A 23,447-nucleotide genomic window follows, 5' to 3' on the forward strand; every position below is an offset into this window, starting at 1 on the left:
CGTTTATTAGCTTTAAGACCCTATATGAATCTATAAGGAGTGTCCATTATGCGTATTGGTACGAATGTTTTAAGTATGAATGCTAGGCAATCGTTTTATGAGAATGAGAAACGTATGAATGTTGCGATGGAACATTTGGCGACTGGTAAGAAGTTAAATGCTGCTTCTGATAATCCGGCAAATATTGCGATTGTGACTCGTATGCATGCGAGAGCGAGTGGTATGCACGTTGCAATTCGTAATAATGAGGATGCAATATCAATGCTTCGTACAGCGGAAGCTGCTCTTCAAACTGTTACGAATATTTTGCAGCGTATGCGTGATTTAGCTGTTCAATCTGCGAATGGTACAAATTTAAATACAAACCGTAATTCACTGAATAAAGAGTTTCAGTCTTTAACAGAGCAAATTGGCTATATTGGTGAGACAACTGAGTTTAATGATTTATCCGTATTTGACGGTCAAAACCGTCCTGTTACATTAGATGATATTGACCATACACTAAATATGCCAAAACCTATTCCCCATTCCCCTACACAACACGACATTAAGATTTCAACAGAACAAGAAGCAAGAGTGGCGATTTGTAAAATCGAAGAAGCTTTACAAAATGTATCACTGCATCGTGCTGATCTTGGCACGATGATGAATCGTTTGCAGTTTAATATCGAAAATTTAAATAGCCAAAGCATGGCGTTAACAGATGCTGCTTCTCGAATTGAAGATGCGGATATGGCGCAAGAAATGAGTGATTTTTTAAAGTTTAAATTGTTAACTGAAGTTGCACTTACTATGGTTTCACAAGCAAATCAAATTCCACAAATGGTTTCGAAGTTACTGCAATCTTAAATATAGCCTTTAAAACTATTGAAATAACTCCATAAAAAATAAAAAGTGGGATACATACGTGCTATGTATCCCACTTTTATATCAATCTATCCGTTATAAATTAGATCCTCCGCTAAAGAAGTAAATATCTCTCCAACGAGCGAGTCTTCGTCATATACACATGAGCCTTTATTTTCTTCACGCTTCGCAAAAGGTATTTGGGCGATTACTTCTGTTTGCAGTTGTTCTGCTAACATTTCGCCGCCACCTTTTCCGAAGAGGTAGTTTCTTGAGCCGTCTTGTTCTTCGTAATATGCCATGTTTTCAACGATACCTAAAATATCGTGTTTCGTATGTTTTGCCATGACTCCTACTCTAGACGCGACAAATGAAGCTACGTTATGAGGTGTCGTAACGATAATTTCCTTCGCTTGTGGAATCATCGCAGCGACATCTATCGCAACGTCTCCTGTTCCAGGTGGTAAATCAAGAAGTAGATAGTCTAATTCTCCCCAGTGCGTGTTCGCAAGGAAGTTTTGAATCCATTTGTTTAACATTGGTCCTCGCCACATTACAGTATCGACAGCGAAAATTACAGAGATCGGTAACAGAAATTCATCTCCCACCTACAGTTGAGCTATTGTCCTTCACACACTTAAGGAAAGAGACTTCTTTCGGGTAATGCGTTAAAAAGGACAAAGCACATAATGCTCTGACCTTTTTACTACCTTTCAGGATTATTCTGAGATGACTTACTTCCCGGTGCAAACCAACCAATTAGTGCGATAGCAACTAATACTCCATAGAAGATTAAAGTCCAAGTTGTACTGTGCGGGAAATCATGGTCTAAAATACCAATATCCTCGTGGGCAAGTGTAATTACAGCAAGTTTGACGCCGACCCAGGCAACAATTGCATATGCTGTTGTTTCTAGTGCTGGACGTTTCTCCAGTAATTGTACAAACCAAGTTGCCGCAAATTTAATTAAAATAAGTCCGGCAATCCCTCCGAGAAGTACAACTATGAACTGTCCTCCATCCATACCACCGAAATCTTCTAACGGTGAATCTGGAAGACCGAGGGCAAGAGCGACCGCAGCTAATATTGAATCAATCGCGAAAGCAAGGTCAGCTAATGCAATCTTTCCTACTGTGAACCAGTAGCTTTTACCTGCTGCTTCCTTTTCATCTTCCTCGTGAATATTTTGATTGTTTTTTCCGAATTGCGCCTGAATAACATGCTTTAATCCTAAGTAAAGAAGATAAGCTGCTCCTATCGCCTGAATTTGCCAAACGTTTGCAATAAATGAAATCGCAAATAGAGCTGCAAATCGAAAAACAAAGGCCATAATGATTCCGTAATTTATAGCTCTTTTCTTCTCTTCTTCGGGTAAATGTTTCGCAATAACTGCTAGGACAAGGGCATTGTCAGCCGATAACAATCCTTCTAATCCTATTAAAATTAACAATGCCCAAGCATACTCTAGCCATATTGAATCCATCCGCTTCTCTCCTTTCTAAAACTACAATCAGATAAGGTCTTTGCTCAATAGAATTTCCTATTAAGCCAAATTAAATGCTAAAACTTATGGATAAAACATTTGAACGGTTACTTTGCTGTCCTCTATTTGTTATAATTTCAACAAAAAACAAATCTAGATTGTGGTTTTTGTTGAAAAGGTGACGCTACATTGTGCTTAAAAACTTGATGAATTCATCTTCACTTACAGGTTTACTGTAGTAATAGCCCTGAATTAGATAACATGCATTATGTTGTAACACTGTTAATTGTTCCTTCGTTTCCACCCCTTCTGCGATCACTTTCATGTTTAAAGTATGCGCTAGTGAAATAATGGTATGAATAATTTCATTTCCATCAGTAGAATTTCCAATCCTATTAACAAATTCTCTTGGAATTTTTAACGTATCAATTGGATACAAAGGGAGATATGCTAATGAAGAATACCCTGTACCAAAATCGTCAATTGATAAATGTACACCATATGATTTTAATGCTTTTAACTTCGATAAGGTTTCTTTTTCATCTACCATTGCTATTCTCTCTGTTAATTCTAAATCAATCGAACTAGCAGGTACCCCTACTTCTTCTATGGTAGATATGATTGTTTGAACAAAGTCCTTCTGTTCAAACTCTATAGCTGATAAATTTATCCCCATTTTTAGATTTGCACAGCCTGCAGAATGCCACTTTTTCAGTTGTCGACACGCTTCCTGTAACGTCCATTTCCCAATTGGAATAATTTGCGACGTTTCTTCCGCGATAGGTATAAATTCAAAAGGAGAAATAAGTCCCAGTTCTGGATGTTGCCAACGAATTAAAGCCTCTGCACCAATAACCATACCAGTCTTACTGTCAACTTGTGGTTGATATAATAGAAACAACTCATTATTTTCTAATGCATTAGGTAAATCCTGTTCTAATCGTAATCGTCTTGTTATTTTTTTTGATAATGTCTCGTCATACATGCAAACAGCATTATTACCTTTTTCCTTTGCACTATACATAGCAATATCAGCATGTTGTAAAAGTGTAGTAGTATTTATTCCTCCAAACGGATACACTGCTATTCCTATACTAAGAGATAAGTAAAAGCTATGCTGATTTACTACAAATGCTTCTTCAGTTATACGAAATAGAGTTTCACACAAATCCAATAGCTGTTGCTCTGTGCAGTTATGGACTATGATTGCAAACTCATCTCCCCCTATTCTCGCTAGAGGAATAGCCGGTAACAGACATGTCCTAAAACGTTTAGCAACTTCTTTTAAGACACTGTCACCAATTGAATGTCCCAGTGTATCATTAATAGTCTTAAAACGATTTAAATCTATATACAAGAGTCCAAATTCATCCTGCGTTTTTTGTGCACGCTCAATGGATTTTTCTAATTCTTTTTGGAAGAATATTCGATTTCCAATCCCCGTCACTGTATCATGGAATGCTAGATAGTTTATCTCATCTTGTTGTTGCTTCATTCTCGTAATGTCTTTTACCATTACATAACTCCCAAAAGTTTGCCCTTCTATCATAATAGGAACAATGGTGACGTACCAAAAATGAATGTCCTTCTCATTATTATTTTTCACACATAATTGTAACGAAGCCGAACTGCATCGTTTCCCTTCCTGTAGAGCCGCTTCCAATTCAGATCTATCTTCATCTAAAAAAATTGAGAAGCACTCTTTACCTATTAATTCATCACTGTTTTTTCCTAATAACATACTTCCAGCCTGGTTTATATTTAACACAGTACCATTTGAATTAATCGTTAATATAGGATCTGGATGATACTCATATAATGACTTAAATCTCTCTTGATTTTTGACCAAGTCATTGGATTTTTTTATTAAATCTTCTGTTCTTTGAGATACTTTTTGTTCTAATTGATTATTAAACACTTTTAACATTTCGGTTAAATCTCTGTTTTGCATTCGTACGATAGTATGACGAATCAGCACAAATACAAATGCAATACAATTCCCAGTAATAAGTGTAGCCGAGGAAGTTTGCTCTTTTAAAGTAAAGCCAATTAATACCGCAACTGCAAGATAAGGAAATATAACAAAAAGTTTCTTCCCAAATGTGGGATCGATAATAAAATAATTCCTTCTAGAAGATGCATTCTTTGGGATCGAAGCGGCAATGGCGATAAATAATAGGAAAACTCTATACAAACACCTTAATAATATAACTGAACGATCTGATAAATCATCTTGTAAGTAAAAATACAAGTAGTCTGTAATAGCCAATCCAGTTAATACGAGGATAAAAATAAATAATTTACTTTTCGCATTAAAAATAGCTGGTCGAAAGATTAGACTCACTCCTAATAAAAGGAGTAATAAATCTATAATTGGAAAAATAAATGAGAGAAAAACATCTCCAATTGATAAGAATAAGATATTTGCAGAAGGTTTATTAAACAGGTACCACTCTAATGTAAAAATGGCAGTAACAACAATACATAAATCACAAATTAAATACGCTTTTTCCCACTTGTTACATTCCATAATGATTTTATAAAAGAATGCAAAGAGAAAGAAGAATAAGAAAAACAACAAAAATACATCAGAGATATTAAAATTTTGTATCGGCAATTCTACATTAAGTACTTGAAAAGCGGATATAAAATTCCCTATCAAGAAACACCCTATTGCAATAGTAATGCAAACCCAGAATACTCCTAACTTAATTTTTCCGGATAATATAGAATAAAGTAATGAGATAAATACAGTAGTTTCAACAACTAAGGATGATAGCCGGATATTAAAATCTGATACAAAATAATGATTCGGAAAAACAAATAAAAATATAAAGCAAAAGCTTATATAGAATATTAAAGCTATTGTTAATAAGATAGATTGCAAATGTGAATGTTTAAGCAATATATTCACCTTCTTAAGTCTTTCATCATTTTTAAAAAATTTGTTTCTAATTATATTCATATTATGGCCATTTCAAAAGATTTCTTTCAAAATAAAGCAGCCTTACATTACACCTGCGAGTATTTAACAATTCCATAACAGGAATTACAAAAAATATGAGCAGTTATATCCTTAACACTATCAATTATTGTTATACGAACTATTTATGCAACAAGTAGATTTAATATCTAATTAGTTCAAAGAATGTTTTCTTTGAACTAATTGTATACTGCCCATCTATTTCACGTGAAAATAATGAATGTAGCTGTATATCTCTATCTGTTTTTTGTGATGTTAAACAAAGAAAAAAATCCTAAACTATTTAGACATGAAAATACCTACAAAATTTCTAATAGTAACTTCGTTTTGTGTTCATAACTTTCGATAGTATTCCTTAAGGACTCTAACTAAAACACCGACTTATTTATTATCCTTAATAAGTCGGCGCCAGTATACACTATAAAACTAAAACACATTTCAAATAACAAAACTATACTTTAGCAATTTATAAATTGCATATTCCTAGAATCACTAAATTTCCTTGTACTTATTACAACCTATATTCGGATACATTATTTCCTTTCCATTCATAATAATCTAAAATCCCTTCATAAATGGCTTGTGCTGCAATCTGTCTACCGTTTGCCGTAGATAGTTTACTGTAATCGATACCATTATCTATAAAAGCCAGTTCCGTTAACACAGCTGGCATGCCGTTTTCTCTTATAACATGAAGATCTCCATGTTTAACGCCTCTATCACGTGTTTGAAGGGCCTCTACTAAACGTGCTTGGATTTTTTCCGCTAACACATGACTTTCTTCCACATGAGGATTTGTTTTTTCGGATTCAGAAGATTTATAATAGTATGTTTCTGTCCCTTTTGCATTACCATTATAAGCATTTGCATGAATACTTATAAAGATATCCCCCTGATTTTGCTTAGCAAATTTAACACGTTCCTGTAAAGAGCTTTTTTGATCATGTCCAGGTCTAGTATCAGATTCACGAGTTAATAAAACTGTAAATGGTGTATGTTTTTCAAGCAATTGTTGTAGGCGTAAGGAAGTGTCTAATACAATTTTACTTTCAGGCAATCCCTTTGTGGCTTTTCCAGGATCTTCGCCACCATGTCCAGGATCAATAATGATTGTTTTATTTTCTAAAGGATTTTTCGGACTGGATTGAAGGGTATCTGTTTTGGCAGTAAGTTGTGCGGCTTCTGCACGTGTTATGAATTTATTTGGTTGCCAGCCGTTATCTGTACCAACTGAAATTTTTAAATCAATTAAAATATTGGCGAATTTTTCACCCCAATGTCCTTTTAAATCTTCAAATTTACTTTGTCCATTGCTAGTGCTTATATTTTGTAGTTTATATGCATTCACTAGCATTGTAGCCATAGCAGCACGAGTAACTTTTCCAGAAGGATTAAATATTCCATTTCCTTCACCTTTAATTATTCCTGCTTTTTCAGCTGCGGCAATATACGGCGTTCCCCAGTGGTTTTGTGAATCTGTAAAAGATGGTTTTGCATTTAAGTCAATATGTATACCAAGGGCCTTTGTCATAATTGTTGCCGCAGAAGCCCTATCTAATGTATCACTTGAACCAAAAGTTCCATCTGGATAACCACTCAATACTTTTTTATCAACTAAATAATTAACGGATTTGTCAGCCCATGCAGGAACATCTGGGAATTTATGAGTATTTGCAAATGCACTAGATGAATAGGATAGTAGACTTCCAGCAAGAATTCCTGTAGCAATTAATTTGTATTTCAAAATGTAACACCTCTAAAAAATTATTACAACTTGGTAAATATATCATTTATAGTTAATCTTTAAATAATACGACCTAGAATAAAGAATAGATTAAATAGGTATTATCACTATATTACAGATAATAAATTTAAATCTAACTATTATTCCGAAAAGAATCCTGAGACATACACTTATAGATAGAGACTATTAAATATATTCACCAACGTCGTGTAACCAGTATAGTTACTTATATGTACGAGTGTCAATTAAAAAAACCTTACATTTTTGTAAGATAACCATGTTAATTATGTAGTAAGTAATTATTATATAATGTGAATAATTACTCGGTATAATAAAATAGTAATCTTATATTTTAAACAAATATTGATTATTTTGGTAGGCAAATAACTTATAACAGCCACCTTTTTGGCTATGCTTTGGAATCCTACTTTACTCTTCAATTCTCCGTATTAAAAGTTTGTTGATGAAATGTAATAACAACTGTACGATTATACAACTTATTCACCTCAATTAAATCAGTTAAATATTGAGGAAGAGTCGGTTTATCTTTAAAATCATTATGTATTAAGCCCTTTCACAGTGACAATACGCATATTCCCAGTATTTTTCGGATCACAATACTACAAAGTAAGACCTAGCTCCTTCCTTTTGTACAAATTTTTGATTTACTAAAATTAATTATAACTTTTCCTCTGCCCGAAATGATTCCATACAAAACAAAAGGGAAATACATATACACTATGTATCTCCCTTTTGTTTTGTACCCAATTTTTTTATTGTGTTACGGTCATAACTTGTCCGCTACGGTCAACTATAATTTTCATTTTTCCGTCTTGAGCGTTATATAACCCTAGCTTATGTAGATCTTGTTTACACTCTTTTACGAAGTAAGGTAATGTGCGAATTTGATCGATATCAGAGCTCGTAATGAAATGAATTAAATGATGCGTCATCTCTTTAATATCATGAACGATTTCTTCCTTCTCTCGTTTTAATCTTTCATTTTCAGCTCGTAATGAATGTAATTCACCTTCAAGACCACGTGCGTTTTTTTCATCTTTCGAACGCTCGGCAGCCATGCTAGAAAGCTTATAAATCCCCGCCATGAACTGATGCAATTCGTGTTCTTTCTTTTCATTACATTGACTAATTGTTTCAAAGTTGTCAACGATACCCGATATAACTGTTACGAGGCTTTTTTCATCCTCTTCACCTCGAACATCTTCTTTTACTTCCCATTTGCTTTCTTGTTTCGTCTCAGCAATCGTCTCTTTTACAGATATATATTTTCGTTTTCGCCCCGGTTTTTGTTTTTCAATATTTTCAAACGGCATCTCTTGTTTTTTTAATTTATAATACGTATTTTGTAATTGGCTTTCCGTTTTCGGAAAAAGATTCAATTCATTTTTACTAACATATTTTGAAATATTTGCGATGTTTAAACCGTGACGTTGGCAAAATTGATATACTTCATACAGTAGTTCTAGTTCAGACTTCAACCATGTAATCGTTGATTTTTCATATACTCGCATACCGCCATTTTTTTCTATATCTATTTGAAATAATACCATTCTATTATATAAATCAATTAGCTCTTCATACCTTATTCGGAATTCTTTCTCTATTTTTTTGAATTCCGCGTCTAATTTCCTATCGTTCGTTTTATTATTTGACATGTTTTGTAAAAGTTTTAATACATTGATTGCTGTGTGGTGATACATAATCTGTGCCACTCCCCTCATCCTTTCACAATTCTCATCGGACTCCCATGTCTTTTAAGAAAATAGAAATTTCCACATATCCATATTATAACATTTCGAAATTATCTGTCAAATAATTAACATACAAAAAGGTATGAAAAGTCTATAAATAATAGAAAAATTTTTTTGAGAAAATATTAAAAAATGCAATACAACATAATATTATATCGATAAAATACGTTTAATTATATTATATGGTATTTACAATTTAATTTCACCGAAAAAGTTTGCGCTATCACGAAATCTTACTCTACAATCCAGTGACATTATCTCTTATATTTTCAAGTAGTAAAGATGAGAAAAAACAATTAAGCCTATCTATATTTCCAAATATAAAAACAACTAAAAAGACGAAAGAAACTATGAATATACACAGCCGCAACTACATTAGAAACGTTCAATTTTTCTGCCTTTATAGAACATGGGATACTAAAAAGGAACTAACCAGTACTACTACAATGGCTAGTTCCTCAATTTTAGCTAATAAGAAAAGAATTTAAGCCTGTTCATCAACAACTCGGCCTCCCTCTTCTTTAACTTACCTAAAACCCACTTCATATCTCTGTTCTTACTACGCACAGGGCACTTTTAAGTACTAACCGCTTCCTCTCTTGGCTGGAGCCTCTCTCCCAACTAAAAAAGAGCTTTTCAAAACTTTTTTACAACACTAACTTATCAACTAACCCAATTAACTCTTGAATATCTGGCTTACTTACTTGAGCATTCGCTCCTACCGCTTCACCTTTATGGAATAATTCATTTGTAATTAATGAAGAGAAAATAATGACTGGTAATTGATTCATTACTTCACTATCTTTAATTACTTTCGTTAAATGGTGTCCATCCATTTTCGGCATTTCAATATCTGTAATAAGTAGGTGAATATGCTCATACATTCTTTCAACTTGCTCTTTTGCTAATTTTTCAATTTGAGCTAATGCTTCAGCACCATTACTGAAGAAGTTCATTTTCGTATATCCAGCTGATGATAATGTTTCTTCTAGTACTTGACGAAGCATCGCTGAATCTTCTGCAATATAAATAACTTTTTCAGCGCGATCTGTTTTTTGCTCTAATCCTGAAAGTGTTTTATTGTCATAACCAGTGTTACTAATTTCGCAAACAATTTTTTCATAATCTAACAGTAAGATAATTTTCCCATCTAGTTTTACAATTCCAGATGTCGTTTCTTCTAGTCCCATAGATAATGAAGCTGGTTCATCAATTTGTTCCCATGAAATACGTTGAATACGATGCACTTCATCAACACGGAAAATAACTTTCATTTGGTTTAATTCTGAAATGATAAATTTCGTTTGATCAAGTGGTTTTATAGATTTTAAATTAAGAGCCGTTGCTAAGTTAATAACAGGTAAAATTTCACCACGTACTTGAACAACACCTTCAACTGCATGATGAGATTCTGGCACAGTTGTAACAGGGAATGGATTAATAATTTCACGCACTTTCATTACATTGATGCTAAATAAATTTTCACCAACAGTATACGTTACGATCTCTAATTCGTTTGTTCCACTTTCTAATAAAATACTTTGTGCTTGTGACATTAAGGTGTCGCTCCCCTTCCATTAATTCCGTATATCTAATTATTAAGCTTTATTAAAACCAAAAAGTCAACTACCTATATGAAAAATATAGATAGTTGAGTGATCCTCACAGTTTTAAAGTAGTAATACTACCGGTAAAACTTAATCTTGTATAAACGAAGCAAGTGCCTCTAGTAACACTTCTTGTGCTCCTACAATTTCTGTCGGCATCGCTTCCCATTTTTTTGAAAGCTCTGTTTCCACTCTCATTCTTAGCTCTGGACCCATTTCTCCTAGCACATATTCTTTCGTCGCTATATCAACATCGAGAAGCGAAAGAGCGTATAGTTCAGGATCATTTATTTTCTCAAATAATTTCTTCAGTACACTAGGCGCCATATGCTTTAATTTTTCAATGTGAATTTCCTTATCAGAAAATAGTAACTCATATTGAATATACGTAACATTTTCTTTAATAACTTTAAAATAGCAATTATTTTTTTTATCATTTACAAAATAACCGTTCGGATCTGCAATAATACTCTCTACTTGACGTATTAAATTAGGTAAACTACTCGCCGCCATTACAGTACGTTGCTCAACCTCACTTGGCGAAATGAATGTAACGCGGTACTTATTCTGCGCCATCCTCCTCACCTCTCCTTTTATATAAATTTAGTCTAATTGTACAATATCTTAATTAATCTAAATCTATTTCAAATCAATGCTTCTAGACTCGGATAAATCCTCTCTCCAAAAAGTGAAGAGGCACCACCTAAACACTTGGCTTTTGGCCTCTTCAACTACCTTAGAACCACTCCATACCTCTCGTCTTACAACATGCGAGCCGCTCATAGGCACTGACCGCTACTACACTCAGCTAGGTCCTCGCCTCTTCAACTAACCTAGAACCACTCCATATCTCTGTTCTCACAATGCGCGAGCCACTTATAGGCACTAACCGCTACTACTCATCGCTAGGCCCTCTCTCAAAACCTAAAAGAAAGCTTTTAAGAGATTTTAAGCCCCCTTCAACAGCTCAATGTTATTGAACCAAAAAGCGAGCTGCTGATCCGTAATATCAGGCAACATAACGAAAAACTCACGGCACTTCATCTCATCTTTAAACAGTTGATACTTCCAAACACTATCGCTACCAATACTTACGAAATAAAACTCGTGTATACGGCCAATGATTGCTTGTTTTTCACCAAACGAATATGGAGGCACTTGTTTGATTTCAAATTGATCTGGTAAATATACATGCTCTTCTCGTTCTATTTTTAACACTTGCTCAGCAAGCTCACGTTTATTTTCGAAAAAAGGCAATTGTAAAATTCGCTCTTGTCTTGTCATACGAATATAAAACCCTTTCTACTACGTTACAATTTTTCTTTACGATTTATTATCGAATTAAGTTCACAACTTCATTTAATACTTCATCTGAAATTTTGATTACTTTCGCATTTCCTTGGAATCCGCGTTGGTATAACATTAAATCAACGAATTCTACAGATAAATCTACGTTTGCACCTTCTTGTGCACCACCACGTATTTTTCCTGCACCGTTTTGGCCAGATGCACCTAACGCTAAAATACCAGTTGTATTCGTCGCTGTATAGTTACCATTTCCAGTTTTCATCAAACCGCCTTCATTCGGGAACATCGCAACAGCTAATTGACCAGCAGATTTCATACTTCCATCAGAATATTTTACCATCACATATCCACCGTCAGCAATAAAGCAATCTTTAACAGTCGCCGCCGCTCTACCATCTACGTTTGTTACTGATAATGTTTTATCTGTCGGATGGTTTGTTAATTTACTAAAATCTAAATTTACTGTTCCACCATTAAACGGAATAGCTGCTCCAGGATTTTGCTGATTTGGATTTCCTACTGCATCAAATGTCATATTACCACCTGCACCTTGAACATCCTGAAACTCTGTTTCTTTTTTCGAATCATTACGCATCTGTACTTTATATGTATAATTATGTTCGCTCGTTTGTTTAAATTCTACACGCATTGTCCATGTATTCCCTGCATTATCATATACAGGTAAATCTTGTGTAATTTGTTTTGCATCCGCTGGAATATTCCCTCCAATTACGCCTTTTGACGTCCGAATGCCACCGATTGCTGATCCCATCGGAATTTGCAACGGTCCTGGAATACCAGATAAATTAACATTACCAGTTGCTGGATCTGCTGGATAAGCGAACACATATTGCCCTTCTGTGTTCGTAATATAATACTCTGAAGATATCCCGAACGTACCTTTACGCGTAAATTCCATGTTGCCGCCTTTTGAATCACCAACTACGAAGAAACCATTACCTTCCATCGCAGCTTGTGTTTTGCCACCTGTTAACGTAATTGTACCATCGCTATAGTCTGTAACTGTTCCGCTCATTTTCACACCGTTACCAATACTTTTCGGATTCGTCCCTGCGTATCTATCGTCACCTTTTGAACCAATTGAATTGTTGTACAGTAAATCATCAAACATTGCTTTTTGTTTTTTGTAACCAACTGTTTGTGCATTGGCAATATTATTTGAAGTTACACTTAATGCATTTTGTGTTGCATTCATTCCTGTAATACTTGTATATAACGCTTTAATCATAACGTATGGACACTTCCTTATGAATTTGTAGTTTTTACTTCTTCAGCTACTTTTTGATCGTCTTCCTTTACATCTTCTGGATTCGTTTCTCCAATCGGTTTATCAGACACTCTTTCAACGAAACGAAGAGATACTACTTTATTATTAATAACGAGCTGTACATCGTTATTTTCTGCAAGGCGAACTGTCTCTACTTGACCAGTTACTTTGTTCCCTTCACCGTCAATACCTCTTACGTATTTCCCTAAAAATTTCATTCCACCATCAAGCGCTGTCGAATACATCGTCGTTCTTAAAGAGTCAACTGCTTTTGTCATATTCTGCACTTGTTCCATAAGAGATAACTGCGCTGTTTGGTTCATCATTTGATTCATATCCATCGCATTGAACGGATCTTGGTGCTGGAAACTCGATAAAAATAATTTTAGAAAATCGTCTTTCCCCATTACACCAGGAGTTTTTTGAGCACTTTCTGATACTCCGTTTGTTTGTTGAACTGGCGACTGTACACCATTAACAGGTGCATTACTTTTTTGCGCTCCTGCCTGCAATGGAATATGATTTGTACTCGTTGTGTTTAATCCAACTGTTGGCACGCTTTATTCCTCCAATAATCCTGCAAATTCTTTCGATTCTTGTTTCTCTTGCTTCGTACTTGCTAATTTTTGTTTTTGTCTTTGCTCTTGTTCTCGCTGTTCTTTACGTTGTTCATCTTTTTCTGAATAACTTATTTGAATATTAATTTCTTTTTCTTTTAATTTCAGCTTCAATTCGTCAAAAATTATTTCAACACGCTTTTTCGCATCGTGTTTTTCCATTTCTACATGGACTTCAATTTGATCTCCATGCTTTTTCATAAATACAGTTAATGAACCAAGTTTCTCTGGATTTAGCTGGAATAAAACACGTTCTTGTTTCACTACAAACTTTTGCAGAGCCTCTACTTGTGCTTCCATTTTCTTGCCTAAGTCAGGTAATGTAACCTTCTCAGCTCCACTATTTTGTTTTCCTATTTGATCAGTCCCCGTTGCCTTATTTAATAATTCAGCTCCCGTCGAACTTGAATCATTTAACTGATCGACTTCTGGTAACTCTAACTTCACATCATCGCTTTCAGCTTTCTGGAGTTCTACTTCCTTGGACTCCTCTTGTTTCTTTGCGATATTACAAGTTTCTGTTTCTACGACTTTTAATACTTGCAACGTTTGCTCTGGCATCGTCACCTTGTCTAGCACCATTTGCATTGTATCTTCTAAACATATGGCATTTTTAATATTCATGTTAGAAAAAAGCTCTTGTAATTGCTGTAATTCAGCTGCGGGCAATTCATTCAGTTTAATATTTCCGTATTCTTTATATAACGCCTGTATTTTTTGTATGTATTGATATAACAATTCTGGCTGCACACGCAATTGCTCAATTGCAACCATCTGCTCAGATACAGCTAGTAATAATTGTTCTGTCTCTTTCTTTTCTTCCTTCTTTACAATCGGCTCTTCTTTCGTTACCGTTTTTTTTGCGAGAATATATTCTTTCTTCTCTTCTTCTGGTGCTTCTTCTCGGTTCGGTTTCTCCGTTTTCGGCTGTTTTTTATTTTCAATTCTCATTGTATTATCGAATGAAGAATTTTCATTTTTCGATTGTACTTCTAGCCCTTTTTCTTTTTGCGGAGGTAAACTTTGCTGCACCGGTAATACAAACTGTATCACTACATCCACCTCATCCGTTCATACACATTTTTAAATCAAGAAGCATTTTTTCTTCCAGCTTTTCTTTTACTTTCGCAAGCTTCTTACAATCTTCTTGATACATTTCATCAATGACACGTTCTTTTTCTTTTATTTGCTCTAAAAGGCTTTCATTTTTTTGAATAAAACCTTCTGTTTTTTTAATTTTTCGATTCCATTCTTCTATTCTTTCAGGTGAAAATGTATGTGAAGAAAGCATACCAGCCATAATACGTTGTCCCGTTTGTACAACCTTATTGCGTGATTTCACAACATATAGATCATATTCTTTTTTTTGTTCTATTTTTCTTTTTTCAGCTGTTAGTTCGTACACTTCTTTCAAGATATGTTCTTTCTCTTGATTAATCTGCAATTTAATCGTGTCGTACTGCTGTTTATTCACCTGTTTTCATAGCCCCTTCCTATTATAACGTTACCTTTTTCTATTATATAGTTTTTTTACAAAAAAATCTGTGAAATATTAAAAAACAAAAAAATAAGACCCCAAGGCATGAGGTCTTATACAATATGGTGCATCGCTTGGACAATATCTTCAAAATGAAAACTATCCGTTCGACCTTGTTTTAAAAACGTATTTATACCTTCTACTTTATTTTTACATTCAAAAATATAGGCATTTTCTTCATTCTCTTGAATTGTTCCTAATTTGAAATACAATTCATTTTCTTTATAAATAGATAAAATTTTTCTCATTTCATTTGCAACCTGCCAATGGTTCGGCGATACGATTTCTTCCATAATCCTACTTACCGAATCTAGTACAGAGATTGCAGGGTAATGACTAAGCGTTGCAAGCTCACGCTTTAATACAATATGTCCATCTAAAATACCACGCGCCAAATCTGGTACAGGACCATTTAAATCGTCACCATCAACGAGTACTGTATAAATACCTGTTATGGATCCTTTTTGTGTTTTTCCTGACCTCTCTAATAACTTCTTCATATAACTTTCCATTAACAGTGTTTTACCACCGATTGGTAATTCCTTTACTGCAATATCAACACTTCGGCGTGCGTCAGCAAAGCGTGTAACAGAATCCATCATAAGTAGTACGTTATTACCTTGATCGCGGAAATATTCGGCAATTGATGTTGCAAGCTTTGCAGCGCGAAGTTGCATAAGATGACTTTCATCTGACGTCGCTACAACAACGACGCTTTTTTTCATACCTTCTTCGCCTAACTCTTTTCGAATAAAGTCTTTTACTTCCCGGCCACGCTCACCTACTAAACTAATAACGTTAATATCAGCTTTTGCGTTTTTCGCAATCATTCCAAGTAAAGTAGATTTACCAACACCTGATCCAGCAAAAATACCTATCTTTTGACCGATCCCAATCGTTAACATAGAATCAATTGATTTAATTCCCGTTTCAAATACATCTGTAATTTCTTCACGCTCAAATGCATGAATCGGCGGTGCATCTAATTTTATTTTTTGCACTGGAATATTTTCAGCATCTTCGTTTAACACTTTTCCATTTGCACTTAACACTTTTCCAAGTAAATGATTACCACGGGGAACAACGACATCTTCTGTAATTAATGTAACTAAATCTCCGTAACATACTTTTTCTGTCTGTTCAAATGGGAGTAACATATTGTTTTCTTTTTCAATTGCAATAACTTCACATAAGACGCTATGCTCTCCAACGAGACAAACATCTCCAATCTTCGCTTTTGGACCTTTCGCTACAAAAAACTGCTCTTGTACACTATGAACTTTGCCAACTTTCGTATAAAACGGTGTTTCAATAAATGTATTCCATTTATTATGCTCATTCATTAGCTCGTTGTTCATACGTTTTGCTCCTCAAACAACTTCTCTTCTTCCCATTTATGACGAAGCTTCGCAAATATCGGTGCAAATTTAAATTCAAAAAACTCTTTCTCTTCTTCCAGAACAAATTCGCCAAACTGTAAAGAAAAATCATACTTCCATTCTACTAATTGTAGTAGCCAATACTCTTTCGTATTTTCTTTCTCTTCTTGTATACGTTCAAATGTTTCTGGATGAACCGTTATAATTAATTTTTCAAATGAAGTAGGCAATGTTTGCACGATGCCTGTTAAAATCGGCAAAACGTCTAATAAGCGTGAATCTACCGCTTGATTCACTACTTTTTCTGCTAACTGAAAAGATTGATTCCATAATAACTCTGTCCATTCGTATGCTGTTTCTTGTTGTTCTTTTTGAAACTGTATACGCGCTGCTTCCATCTGTTCCATTTGTTCATGAATATGCATTTGAAACTGTTCTTGATCTTGCAACAACTGTTGACGCTCTCGTTCTAGCATTTGTTGCTGCTGCCTTAGCTGATTCATTTCAATATGTAATGCATCTTGCTGTGCAAGAAGTTCTGCATGATCCACTTGTATCTCTTCTTCAATGTGAACTAATACTGGTTTCGGAAATTGTAATTCATACGTTTCTTCAGAAAAAGAAACAGAATTCTTCGGAATTCTGTTTTTAAATAAGGACATCATCTTCACCTCTTTGAACGATAATTCTTCCTTCTTTTTCTAGCTTTTTCACCGTACCTGTAATCGTTTGTTGTGCTTTTTCAGCATCCGTCATCTTAAGCGGTCCTAAGCCATCTAACTCTTCAAGAATCATCTCTCTACGGTTTGAAGACATACATGTAAATAGTTTCTCTTTAATTTCTTCTTTTGCAATTTTAAGTGCTTTCGCGATAACACCGTTATCTGTAATTTCCTCTAATACACGGCGAAGCGCAAGATCTTCAAGACCAAGTAAGTCTTCAAAGACAAACATATTTTCTTTAATTTTCTCAGATAACGCATAATCGACTTCATCCAGCTTTTGAAAGACTGTTTTTTCAACACCTCGTGAAACATTATTTAAAATGTTCACTATTGTTTTCAATCCATCTGTTTTATTAATAGCACTAAATGCCATATTATTTAATTTTGCTTTTAATAACTCACCAATTTGATTGATTAATTCACCATCTACTTGTTCAAGCTTTGCAATACCCATTACCGTTTCTACACGTTTATGATCTGGTAATCTCTCAATTAATTGAGAAGCAAGTTGCGGCTTAATATAAGAAGCAATAATCGCTATCGTTTGTGGCGATTCATCATTAAGCACTGTAAGCAGTGGCTCTAAATCTGTAAGTGAATTTAAGAATTCAAATGGATTATCTTTATTGTACCAAAGGTCTTCCAATAATTTTTCCAGCTCGTCTTCTGGCATATTTTTAAATATACGACGAATGTATTCTTTATCTGGAGTCACTAAGTTCAATTCTTTTACATTTAGTTCATACAAAAACTCCCCTAATACATTTTCTAACGTTTCTGGTTTATATACACGAAACTTCGCGATTTCACGAAGTAATACTTCTTTTTCCTCAGCCGTCATATATTCAATGACTTTTGCTGCCACCTCTTCGTTTAATGTACGAATGAGGATGGCAGCTTTCTCTTTGGAGGAGATTTCATCTAACATTGTTTTTCCTCCCTTACTATCCGTTTAACCATTTTTTAATTACTTTTGCAGTACCTTCTACATGCTCTTTCGTAGCTTCCTGCACTTGATCATCTAATGTAGGCTCTGATGGTTCTACTGGCTCTGGTTTTGGTTCTGGTACTATTTTTTCTTCAGGAATTTCAAAAATACTTTCACTACTAGCAGCAACTTCCTCTTCTGCTAAGTATTCATCATATTCCTCTTCTTCTTTCTTTTTCTTACGTCTTGCTAAGAAGAACCATAATAGGCCACCAAGCGCTAACAATCCACCTGTAATTCCACCGAATAACCACCAATTAATACCACTTTTTTCTGGTTCTTTCTCTTTCTCTACTTTCGGTTGATCAAACTGAACAGTTACAACGTTAACTTGACCATTTATAAAGTTTCCGTTCGGATCAGCTTGAAGTCCAGCTGCTGTACCAATTGCTTCTTTAAACGTTGTCATATCAATTCTTCGTTTTACTAACGTATCATTATCTACCCATACAACAACATTTGTTTTCGTTAATTCTGGATGTTTCTTAATCGTTTCAACTGTTTTATCTATTTCATAATTTTCAACTTTGTTGCCATTTTTATTATCGTAGACGATTTTGCCATTTTGATTATTGTTCGTACCGTAGTTTGGTACTTCACCGTTCGCTGTAATACCAGCACTTGGCTTCGTATCCGCCCCTTCTTGCGCAGTAGAGCTTTCCTCTTGCTCTTGTTTACTGCGAAGTACACCTTTATCCCCATATTTTTCTGACTGACGTGTAACTTCATCATAATTTACAGAGACTTTCGTATTCACTTTATATTCATTTGGCTTAAACATCGTCATTAAAGTCGCATCAATATCTTGCTTTAATTTGCCTTCAATTTGTTGTTGCATCTCAACTTCTTTTTCATAAGAAGAGGAACTAGTAGATTGCGCTGCATCTGCTCCTTTTGAGATAACACCTTTTTTACTATCAATAACACTTACTTCTTCTGCTTTCACACCTGGAACGGCTGCACTAATCATTTGCTGTATACCCGCAACTTGATCAGCTGTTAATAGTTGTCCACGTTTCACACCAATAGTAATTGCTGCTGTTCCCTTTGCCTTTTCTTCATCGAAAATGGTTTCTTTTTCAGGTAATGTAATTTGAACATTTGCCGTTTCAATTGTCGCAAAGTTTCGTACAATATCTTGCTCCAATTGCTTTTTCGTACCGACAATCTGCTTCATTTTCTTATCTTGCTCACTTGAACCGAGCGAGCTTTCTAATAAAATTTCCTCACCGCTTTTTGAATTAAACGGTAAGCCCATTCCATTCATTTCTTTTCGAACCCATGGAGCATCGTTCTTTTGCACTCGAATCGAACCATCGGCTGCTAATTGGTAATCAACACCTAGCTTCGATAATTCTGCTGTAATCTCTTGCTTATCTGTATCATTTAAATTTTGATATACAACAACATATTTATCTGGCAAGGTGAAGTATAAAAGTGCTCCTGTTGCAATCGCTAAAAGCGCAGCACCAATCACTAACTTATGCCACGTTTTCAACGATTGGAAAACATTTTTTATCTTTTCCATTTAAATACACCCGTCCATTTTCCTAAATTTGCATATTAATTAGTGACTTATAATTTTCAATAAGGTTATCGCGTACGAGAGCAGCTGTTTTCATTTGTGATTCAGCTTTCTTCTGCTGAATTAAAACGTCATGCGTTTCTCCTACCCCTTTTGTCAGTAAATCATATACTGCTGTTTGGGCATTATTTTGCGTTTGATTCATATCTTCCAATAAATCAATAAACTTTTTGCCTTCAACTACAGATGTTTCTGAAGTTTTCTGTGTGCCAATCGGCTGAATCGCTCCAAATGGCTGTGTATTTAACATTGGTTGAATTTTCATATTTTCCCTCTTCTCTCTTATCCTCGGCCGATTTCTAAATCTTTATCGAGCATTTTTTTGTTCGCATTTAATACACTTGTATTTGCTTCATACATTTTTTGAGCAACCATTACATTCGTCATCTCAGCTGTCACATCAATGTTCGGATAACGTACATAGCCTTCTTCATTTGCATGTGGATGTGTTGGATCATATACTAGATTTTCATTTCGATCTGTTTCAATACTTTTTATTTTCACTCCGTTAGCAGGAGCTCCCTCTAGCATATTTGCAAAATTATTATTTGATTCTAGCACCACACTTCGGCGGTGATACGGCTCTGCACCCGGTGCTCCCGTCGTATTTGCATTTACGATATTGTTAGAAGTAACTTCCATCCATTTTCTCGCTGTAGTTAGCCCTGAACCACTTGCATTAATTGCCTGAAACATCTTTGTCTCTCCTTTTACTATTAACGTCCACGTGCTGCTTGGTTAATAGCGTATTGCGTATTAATTGCATTAATTGAAACACCGTATAATTGGTTTGTTTTCATTAAATCTAGCATTTCTGTCGTTACATCAACACTGTTTCCATCTTTATTCGTTTGCATTGATTTCGTTTGAATCTTTGCGTATGTATTTTTCGTATTTGCTGTCGGTAAGTGCATTACATTCGTTTGATATAAATCTGGATTACTCTTTAAATCCGCAGCATTTTTTTTGTATAATGCACTGCTCATATTCATTTGTTCAGCAAATGTTACATCTTGTGCTTTATAGCCAGGTGTATTCGCATTTGCAATATTACTAGAAACGGTATTTCGCTTCGTTACTAAATAGTTCATATAATGACTTACATCACTAACTAAATCTGGCATATTCCACACCCTTCCTTTTCCATCATGCTCGTTTAGCGCATGATCATCCACTGATGGAAGTTTCACTTTATTATTCATTTTCCTATATGTATTTATTTATTAAAATATTATCTATTATGTACCCTTACATATTTTATTCCATTTTTCCATTGTTGTCTTTAGAAAAATACAAAAATATAAAAAAGAATATAAAAAACTGTATACGCGTAGTAATCCATGTAGCATTTTGATATATAAACAATAAAAAAAGAGCTTCCATACACTTCTCTCCATAAAATAAAGATATCTTATTTTTCATTGTTTGGATTATTACCATTCTTTTTATTACAGTCATAAATTGAAACCTCAATCAGCGGAACGCTTTATTCAAACAATGGAATGGATCCCCTTTTAAAAGGGGTATCCATTTCCATACTTTCCTATTAAAATTTACCGTAAAACGAATTCGCTTTCATTCGTCCATCATTTGTCATAATCATTTCTTCCAAAATCTTTTGCTTATCTCGAATATGCTGTGCTGCCTTAATTATTAATGGACTCACTTCCGCTGCAACATCTGCGCGCGTCTCTTCATCCAATGTCATCATCCAGCGATTTAACATTGCACTCTTCTCAGCAAATTCCCCATCTGATACTTGCAATTCTCCGATTTCATTAAAACAGCCGACAAACGCTCGATAAATATCATTGCTCATTTTCAAGTGCTCCGCGGTAACCGTCTATTAAATCTTGTAACACTTGCACAATCGCATCCATATCGTTCGCTTCACGAGTTACTTTCATCGTCTGAATTTGAATGCTAATCCAATCGTATAAACCAAATAGACTATCGTATAAATCTTTCGTAATCTCAGGGTTTAATTGAAGCTTTAACTCTTCAAAGATACGTTCTAATTTTTCAAGAAGCGCGTCTCCTTCTTGTAATTTAAAACTATTTAAAAGTTCTTCTAAATTACGAAACTCAACGATACATCTTTCATAAATAAAAATTGTGTTTTTAATTGGATTACTCGTCATAATATCATTTTGCATATAACGTTGCCATGCTTGCATACAATCACTTCCTTAACTTTCATTAATCATCACTTTTTTGTTTTGTCATTGCTTTAATAGTTTTCAATTGGCTATCAAGCTCCGCTAGTGTACTTTCTAGTTTTTGATACTTCTTCACGATTTCATCTTGTTTTTGCAGGTTTTGTTTTTCAATATCTTTAATCTTTTTATCTAAATCACTTACACGTGAATCGATGTTTTTTACTCGCTCTCCAACTACACCTTTATCACCAAATAGTTTATCAAGTGGCTCTTCCATCATCTTCCCTAAACCGTTAGAACCAAAGAAAAATTGCTTCGCTGCATCCGGCTTGTCTTTTAACGCTTGTGTTAATTGTTCATCATTAACTTCCATCGTCCCGTCTTGCTTTAATTGAATTCCAAATGAAAACAAATAATTACCGTCTTGAGAAAATGTTACGACATTATTCATCGCTTGACGTACACTTTGCATAATAGCTTGACCTTGGAAAGCTCCACCTTTTCCAGCAAAAATATCTATTGTAGAAACAGCTTTATTATAATCCGCTACCATCTTTTTAATAATATTTGATGCGTCTGTTACATTTGAATCACTTACTGTAAATTTTAATTCTACACCTTTTGCTTTTGGATCTGTTGTTATACTTGCATCTGGTGTTCCTTCTACTTTCGGCTCAGTTACTTTTAACAATTCAATTTTCACGCCCGGAAGAGCTTCAATTGTATTGGTAAAACTTTCAGCTCCAATACCATTAATACTATATTTAGCATTTTGCGCTTCATTAATTGTATTGACTGCTGTGCCATCCGCCTTAGCTAAACCAATATCTTGAAACAGTGTAGAAGTGTTCCCTGAAAAATCAATTTCCCCATCTGTTCCTTCTTTTTTCGAGGACATAAAAATTTTATCTCCAAGTGTATAAGCCGATACGCCATAATCTCCATCATTAATTTTATTTATTAAATCCTTATATGTCATATCAGTTGTTACTTTTAGATCTTTACCGCCTAGTTTTAATGTTTCATCTTTAGGAAGTTTTGCATTTATATCAGTAATAGGATTAGAAGCTATTTGATGACGCTGTGCAAGCTGTGTAATCGTCATATTAAAAGTTCCTGCAATCGCTCCACCATCAGCTTTTACATTAATATAACCGTCTTGTGTTGTTGTAACTTTTTTCTCATTCCCTTTAAAAGCCGCTAAGTTTTTAAAAGTTTGTGTGAAAGAACTAAATTCTGATTTTAAGCTTGTATATAATAGTTTATCTTGTGAAAGCTGGTTCTTTTCATTAGCATACGGTGTTTTTCTCATATCTAACGCTTGCAATTCTAATTCTACAAAGTTAGAAGTATCGATCATATTATTTCCGAGGTTCCAAATCTGTTGTCTACCACCAATACCTGTTAACGTCCCTGCCATATTTCT

22 protein-coding genes and 2 pseudogenes are annotated in these 23,447 nt (G+C 34.6%); 1 reads left to right on the forward strand and 23 read right to left on the reverse strand.

Annotation, left to right across the window (positions count from 1 at the left end):
• The first annotated feature begins 48 nt into the window (after positions 1–48).
• On the forward strand, positions 49–849 hold the full coding sequence (locus MKX77_RS15825) for a flagellin N-terminal helical domain-containing protein (protein WP_341307194.1): 801 nt from the start codon (positions 49–51) through the stop codon (positions 847–849).
• Between the two features lie 86 nt (positions 850–935).
• On the opposite strand, the pseudogene MKX77_RS15830 reads toward MKX77_RS15825, so the two are convergent.
• The 23 genes and pseudogenes from MKX77_RS15830 to MKX77_RS15940 form a co-directional block, all read right to left on the reverse strand.
• Positions 936–1,403, reverse strand: a pseudogene (locus tag MKX77_RS15830) (P-loop NTPase); the annotation flags it as partial.
• Positions 1,404–1,552: 149 nt separating this feature from the next.
• The gene (locus MKX77_RS15835) at positions 1,553–2,329 is read right to left on the reverse strand and encodes a TerC family protein (protein WP_341307195.1); all 777 of its coding nucleotides are present in this window, start codon (positions 2,327–2,329) and stop codon (positions 1,553–1,555) included.
• A 184-nt stretch (positions 2,330–2,513) separates the two neighbouring features.
• On the reverse strand, positions 2,514–5,234 hold the full coding sequence (locus MKX77_RS15840; protein WP_341307196.1) for a sensor domain-containing protein: 2,721 nt from the start codon (positions 5,232–5,234) through the stop codon (positions 2,514–2,516).
• Between the two features lie 589 nt (positions 5,235–5,823).
• Positions 5,824–7,056 (reverse strand): N-acetylmuramoyl-L-alanine amidase, encoded by a 1,233-nt coding sequence (locus MKX77_RS15845; RefSeq protein WP_215555855.1) that lies wholly within the window; start codon positions 7,054–7,056, stop codon positions 5,824–5,826.
• Positions 7,057–7,504: 448 nt separating this feature from the next.
• Positions 7,505–7,734, reverse strand: a pseudogene (locus tag MKX77_RS15850) (Ger(x)C family spore germination protein); the annotation flags it as partial.
• A gap of 95 nt (positions 7,735–7,829) precedes the next feature.
• Positions 7,830–8,777 carry a DNA-binding domain-containing protein gene (locus MKX77_RS15855; protein ID WP_341307973.1) on the reverse strand — a complete coding sequence of 316 codons (948 nt, stop codon included), beginning with the start codon at positions 8,775–8,777 and terminating at the stop codon, positions 7,830–7,832.
• Positions 8,778–9,475: 698 nt separating this feature from the next.
• On the reverse strand, positions 9,476–10,384 hold the full coding sequence (locus MKX77_RS15860) for a chemotaxis protein (protein WP_215555854.1): 909 nt from the start codon (positions 10,382–10,384) through the stop codon (positions 9,476–9,478).
• A 141-nt stretch (positions 10,385–10,525) separates the two neighbouring features.
• Positions 10,526–11,011 carry a LysR family transcriptional regulator gene (locus MKX77_RS15865; RefSeq protein ID WP_327902707.1) on the reverse strand — a complete coding sequence of 162 codons (486 nt, stop codon included), beginning with the start codon at positions 11,009–11,011 and terminating at the stop codon, positions 10,526–10,528.
• Between the two features lie 372 nt (positions 11,012–11,383).
• Positions 11,384–11,719: a DUF3964 family protein gene (locus tag MKX77_RS15870; protein WP_002012031.1), complete on the reverse strand. Its 336-nt coding sequence runs from the start codon at positions 11,717–11,719 to the stop codon at positions 11,384–11,386.
• A gap of 49 nt (positions 11,720–11,768) precedes the next feature.
• Positions 11,769–12,992: a flagellar hook protein FlgE gene (locus MKX77_RS15875; protein ID WP_088031640.1), complete on the reverse strand. Its 1,224-nt coding sequence runs from the start codon at positions 12,990–12,992 to the stop codon at positions 11,769–11,771.
• A gap of 17 nt (positions 12,993–13,009) precedes the next feature.
• The gene (locus MKX77_RS15880) at positions 13,010–13,588 is read right to left on the reverse strand and encodes a flagellar hook assembly protein FlgD (protein ID WP_341307197.1); all 579 of its coding nucleotides are present in this window, start codon (positions 13,586–13,588) and stop codon (positions 13,010–13,012) included.
• Positions 13,589–13,591: 3 nt separating this feature from the next.
• A complete protein-coding gene (locus MKX77_RS15885; protein WP_341307198.1) occupies positions 13,592–14,701 on the reverse strand; it encodes a flagellar hook-length control protein FliK in 1,110 nt (369 codons plus the stop codon).
• A 10-nt stretch (positions 14,702–14,711) separates the two neighbouring features.
• Positions 14,712–15,122: a hypothetical protein gene (locus tag MKX77_RS15890; protein WP_002086483.1), complete on the reverse strand. Its 411-nt coding sequence runs from the start codon at positions 15,120–15,122 to the stop codon at positions 14,712–14,714.
• 116 nt (positions 15,123–15,238) lie between these two features.
• Positions 15,239–16,543, reverse strand: a complete 1,305-nt coding sequence (gene fliI / locus MKX77_RS15895; protein ID WP_098776888.1) for a flagellar protein export ATPase FliI — start codon at positions 16,541–16,543, stop codon at positions 15,239–15,241.
• Positions 16,540–17,226, reverse strand: a complete 687-nt coding sequence (locus MKX77_RS15900) for a FliH/SctL family protein (RefSeq protein ID WP_215555851.1) — start codon at positions 17,224–17,226, stop codon at positions 16,540–16,542. The genes fliI and MKX77_RS15900 overlap by 4 nt, the downstream gene beginning before the upstream one ends.
• Entirely contained in the window at positions 17,213–18,217 is a 1,005-nt protein-coding gene (gene fliG, locus MKX77_RS15905; protein ID WP_002030936.1) for a flagellar motor switch protein FliG, read from the reverse strand. The genes MKX77_RS15900 and fliG overlap by 14 nt, the downstream gene beginning before the upstream one ends.
• A 16-nt stretch (positions 18,218–18,233) precedes the next feature.
• On the reverse strand, positions 18,234–19,805 hold the full coding sequence (gene fliF, locus MKX77_RS15910; RefSeq protein ID WP_341307199.1) for a flagellar basal-body MS-ring/collar protein FliF: 1,572 nt from the start codon (positions 19,803–19,805) through the stop codon (positions 18,234–18,236).
• 22 nt (positions 19,806–19,827) lie between these two features.
• Positions 19,828–20,127 carry a flagellar hook-basal body complex protein FliE gene (gene fliE, locus MKX77_RS15915; RefSeq protein WP_002064631.1) on the reverse strand — a complete coding sequence of 100 codons (300 nt, stop codon included), beginning with the start codon at positions 20,125–20,127 and terminating at the stop codon, positions 19,828–19,830.
• 17 nt (positions 20,128–20,144) lie between these two features.
• Positions 20,145–20,558, reverse strand: coding sequence for a flagellar basal body rod protein FlgC (flgC, locus tag MKX77_RS15920; RefSeq protein ID WP_341307200.1), 414 nt, complete (start codon positions 20,556–20,558; stop codon positions 20,145–20,147).
• A gap of 20 nt (positions 20,559–20,578) precedes the next feature.
• On the reverse strand, positions 20,579–21,064 hold the full coding sequence (gene flgB / locus MKX77_RS15925) for a flagellar basal body rod protein FlgB (protein WP_002012047.1): 486 nt from the start codon (positions 21,062–21,064) through the stop codon (positions 20,579–20,581).
• 344 nt (positions 21,065–21,408) lie between these two features.
• Positions 21,409–21,681 (reverse strand): flagellar biosynthesis protein FlgG, encoded by a 273-nt coding sequence (locus MKX77_RS15930; protein WP_341307201.1) that lies wholly within the window; start codon positions 21,679–21,681, stop codon positions 21,409–21,411.
• Positions 21,671–22,039 carry a flagellar export chaperone FliS gene (locus tag MKX77_RS15935; protein WP_002064624.1) on the reverse strand — a complete coding sequence of 123 codons (369 nt, stop codon included), beginning with the start codon at positions 22,037–22,039 and terminating at the stop codon, positions 21,671–21,673. Before MKX77_RS15935 ends, MKX77_RS15930 begins: the two co-directional genes overlap by 11 nt.
• 22 nt (positions 22,040–22,061) lie before the next feature.
• On the reverse strand, positions 22,062–23,441 hold the full coding sequence (locus MKX77_RS15940; protein ID WP_341307202.1) for a flagellar hook-associated protein 2: 1,380 nt from the start codon (positions 23,439–23,441) through the stop codon (positions 22,062–22,064).
• Between the last annotated feature and the right edge of the window lie 6 nt (positions 23,442–23,447).

The organism is Bacillus sp. FSL R9-9410 (assembly GCF_038050385.1).
Taxonomy (GTDB): domain Bacteria; phylum Bacillota; class Bacilli; order Bacillales; family Bacillaceae_G; genus Bacillus_A; species Bacillus_A cereus_U.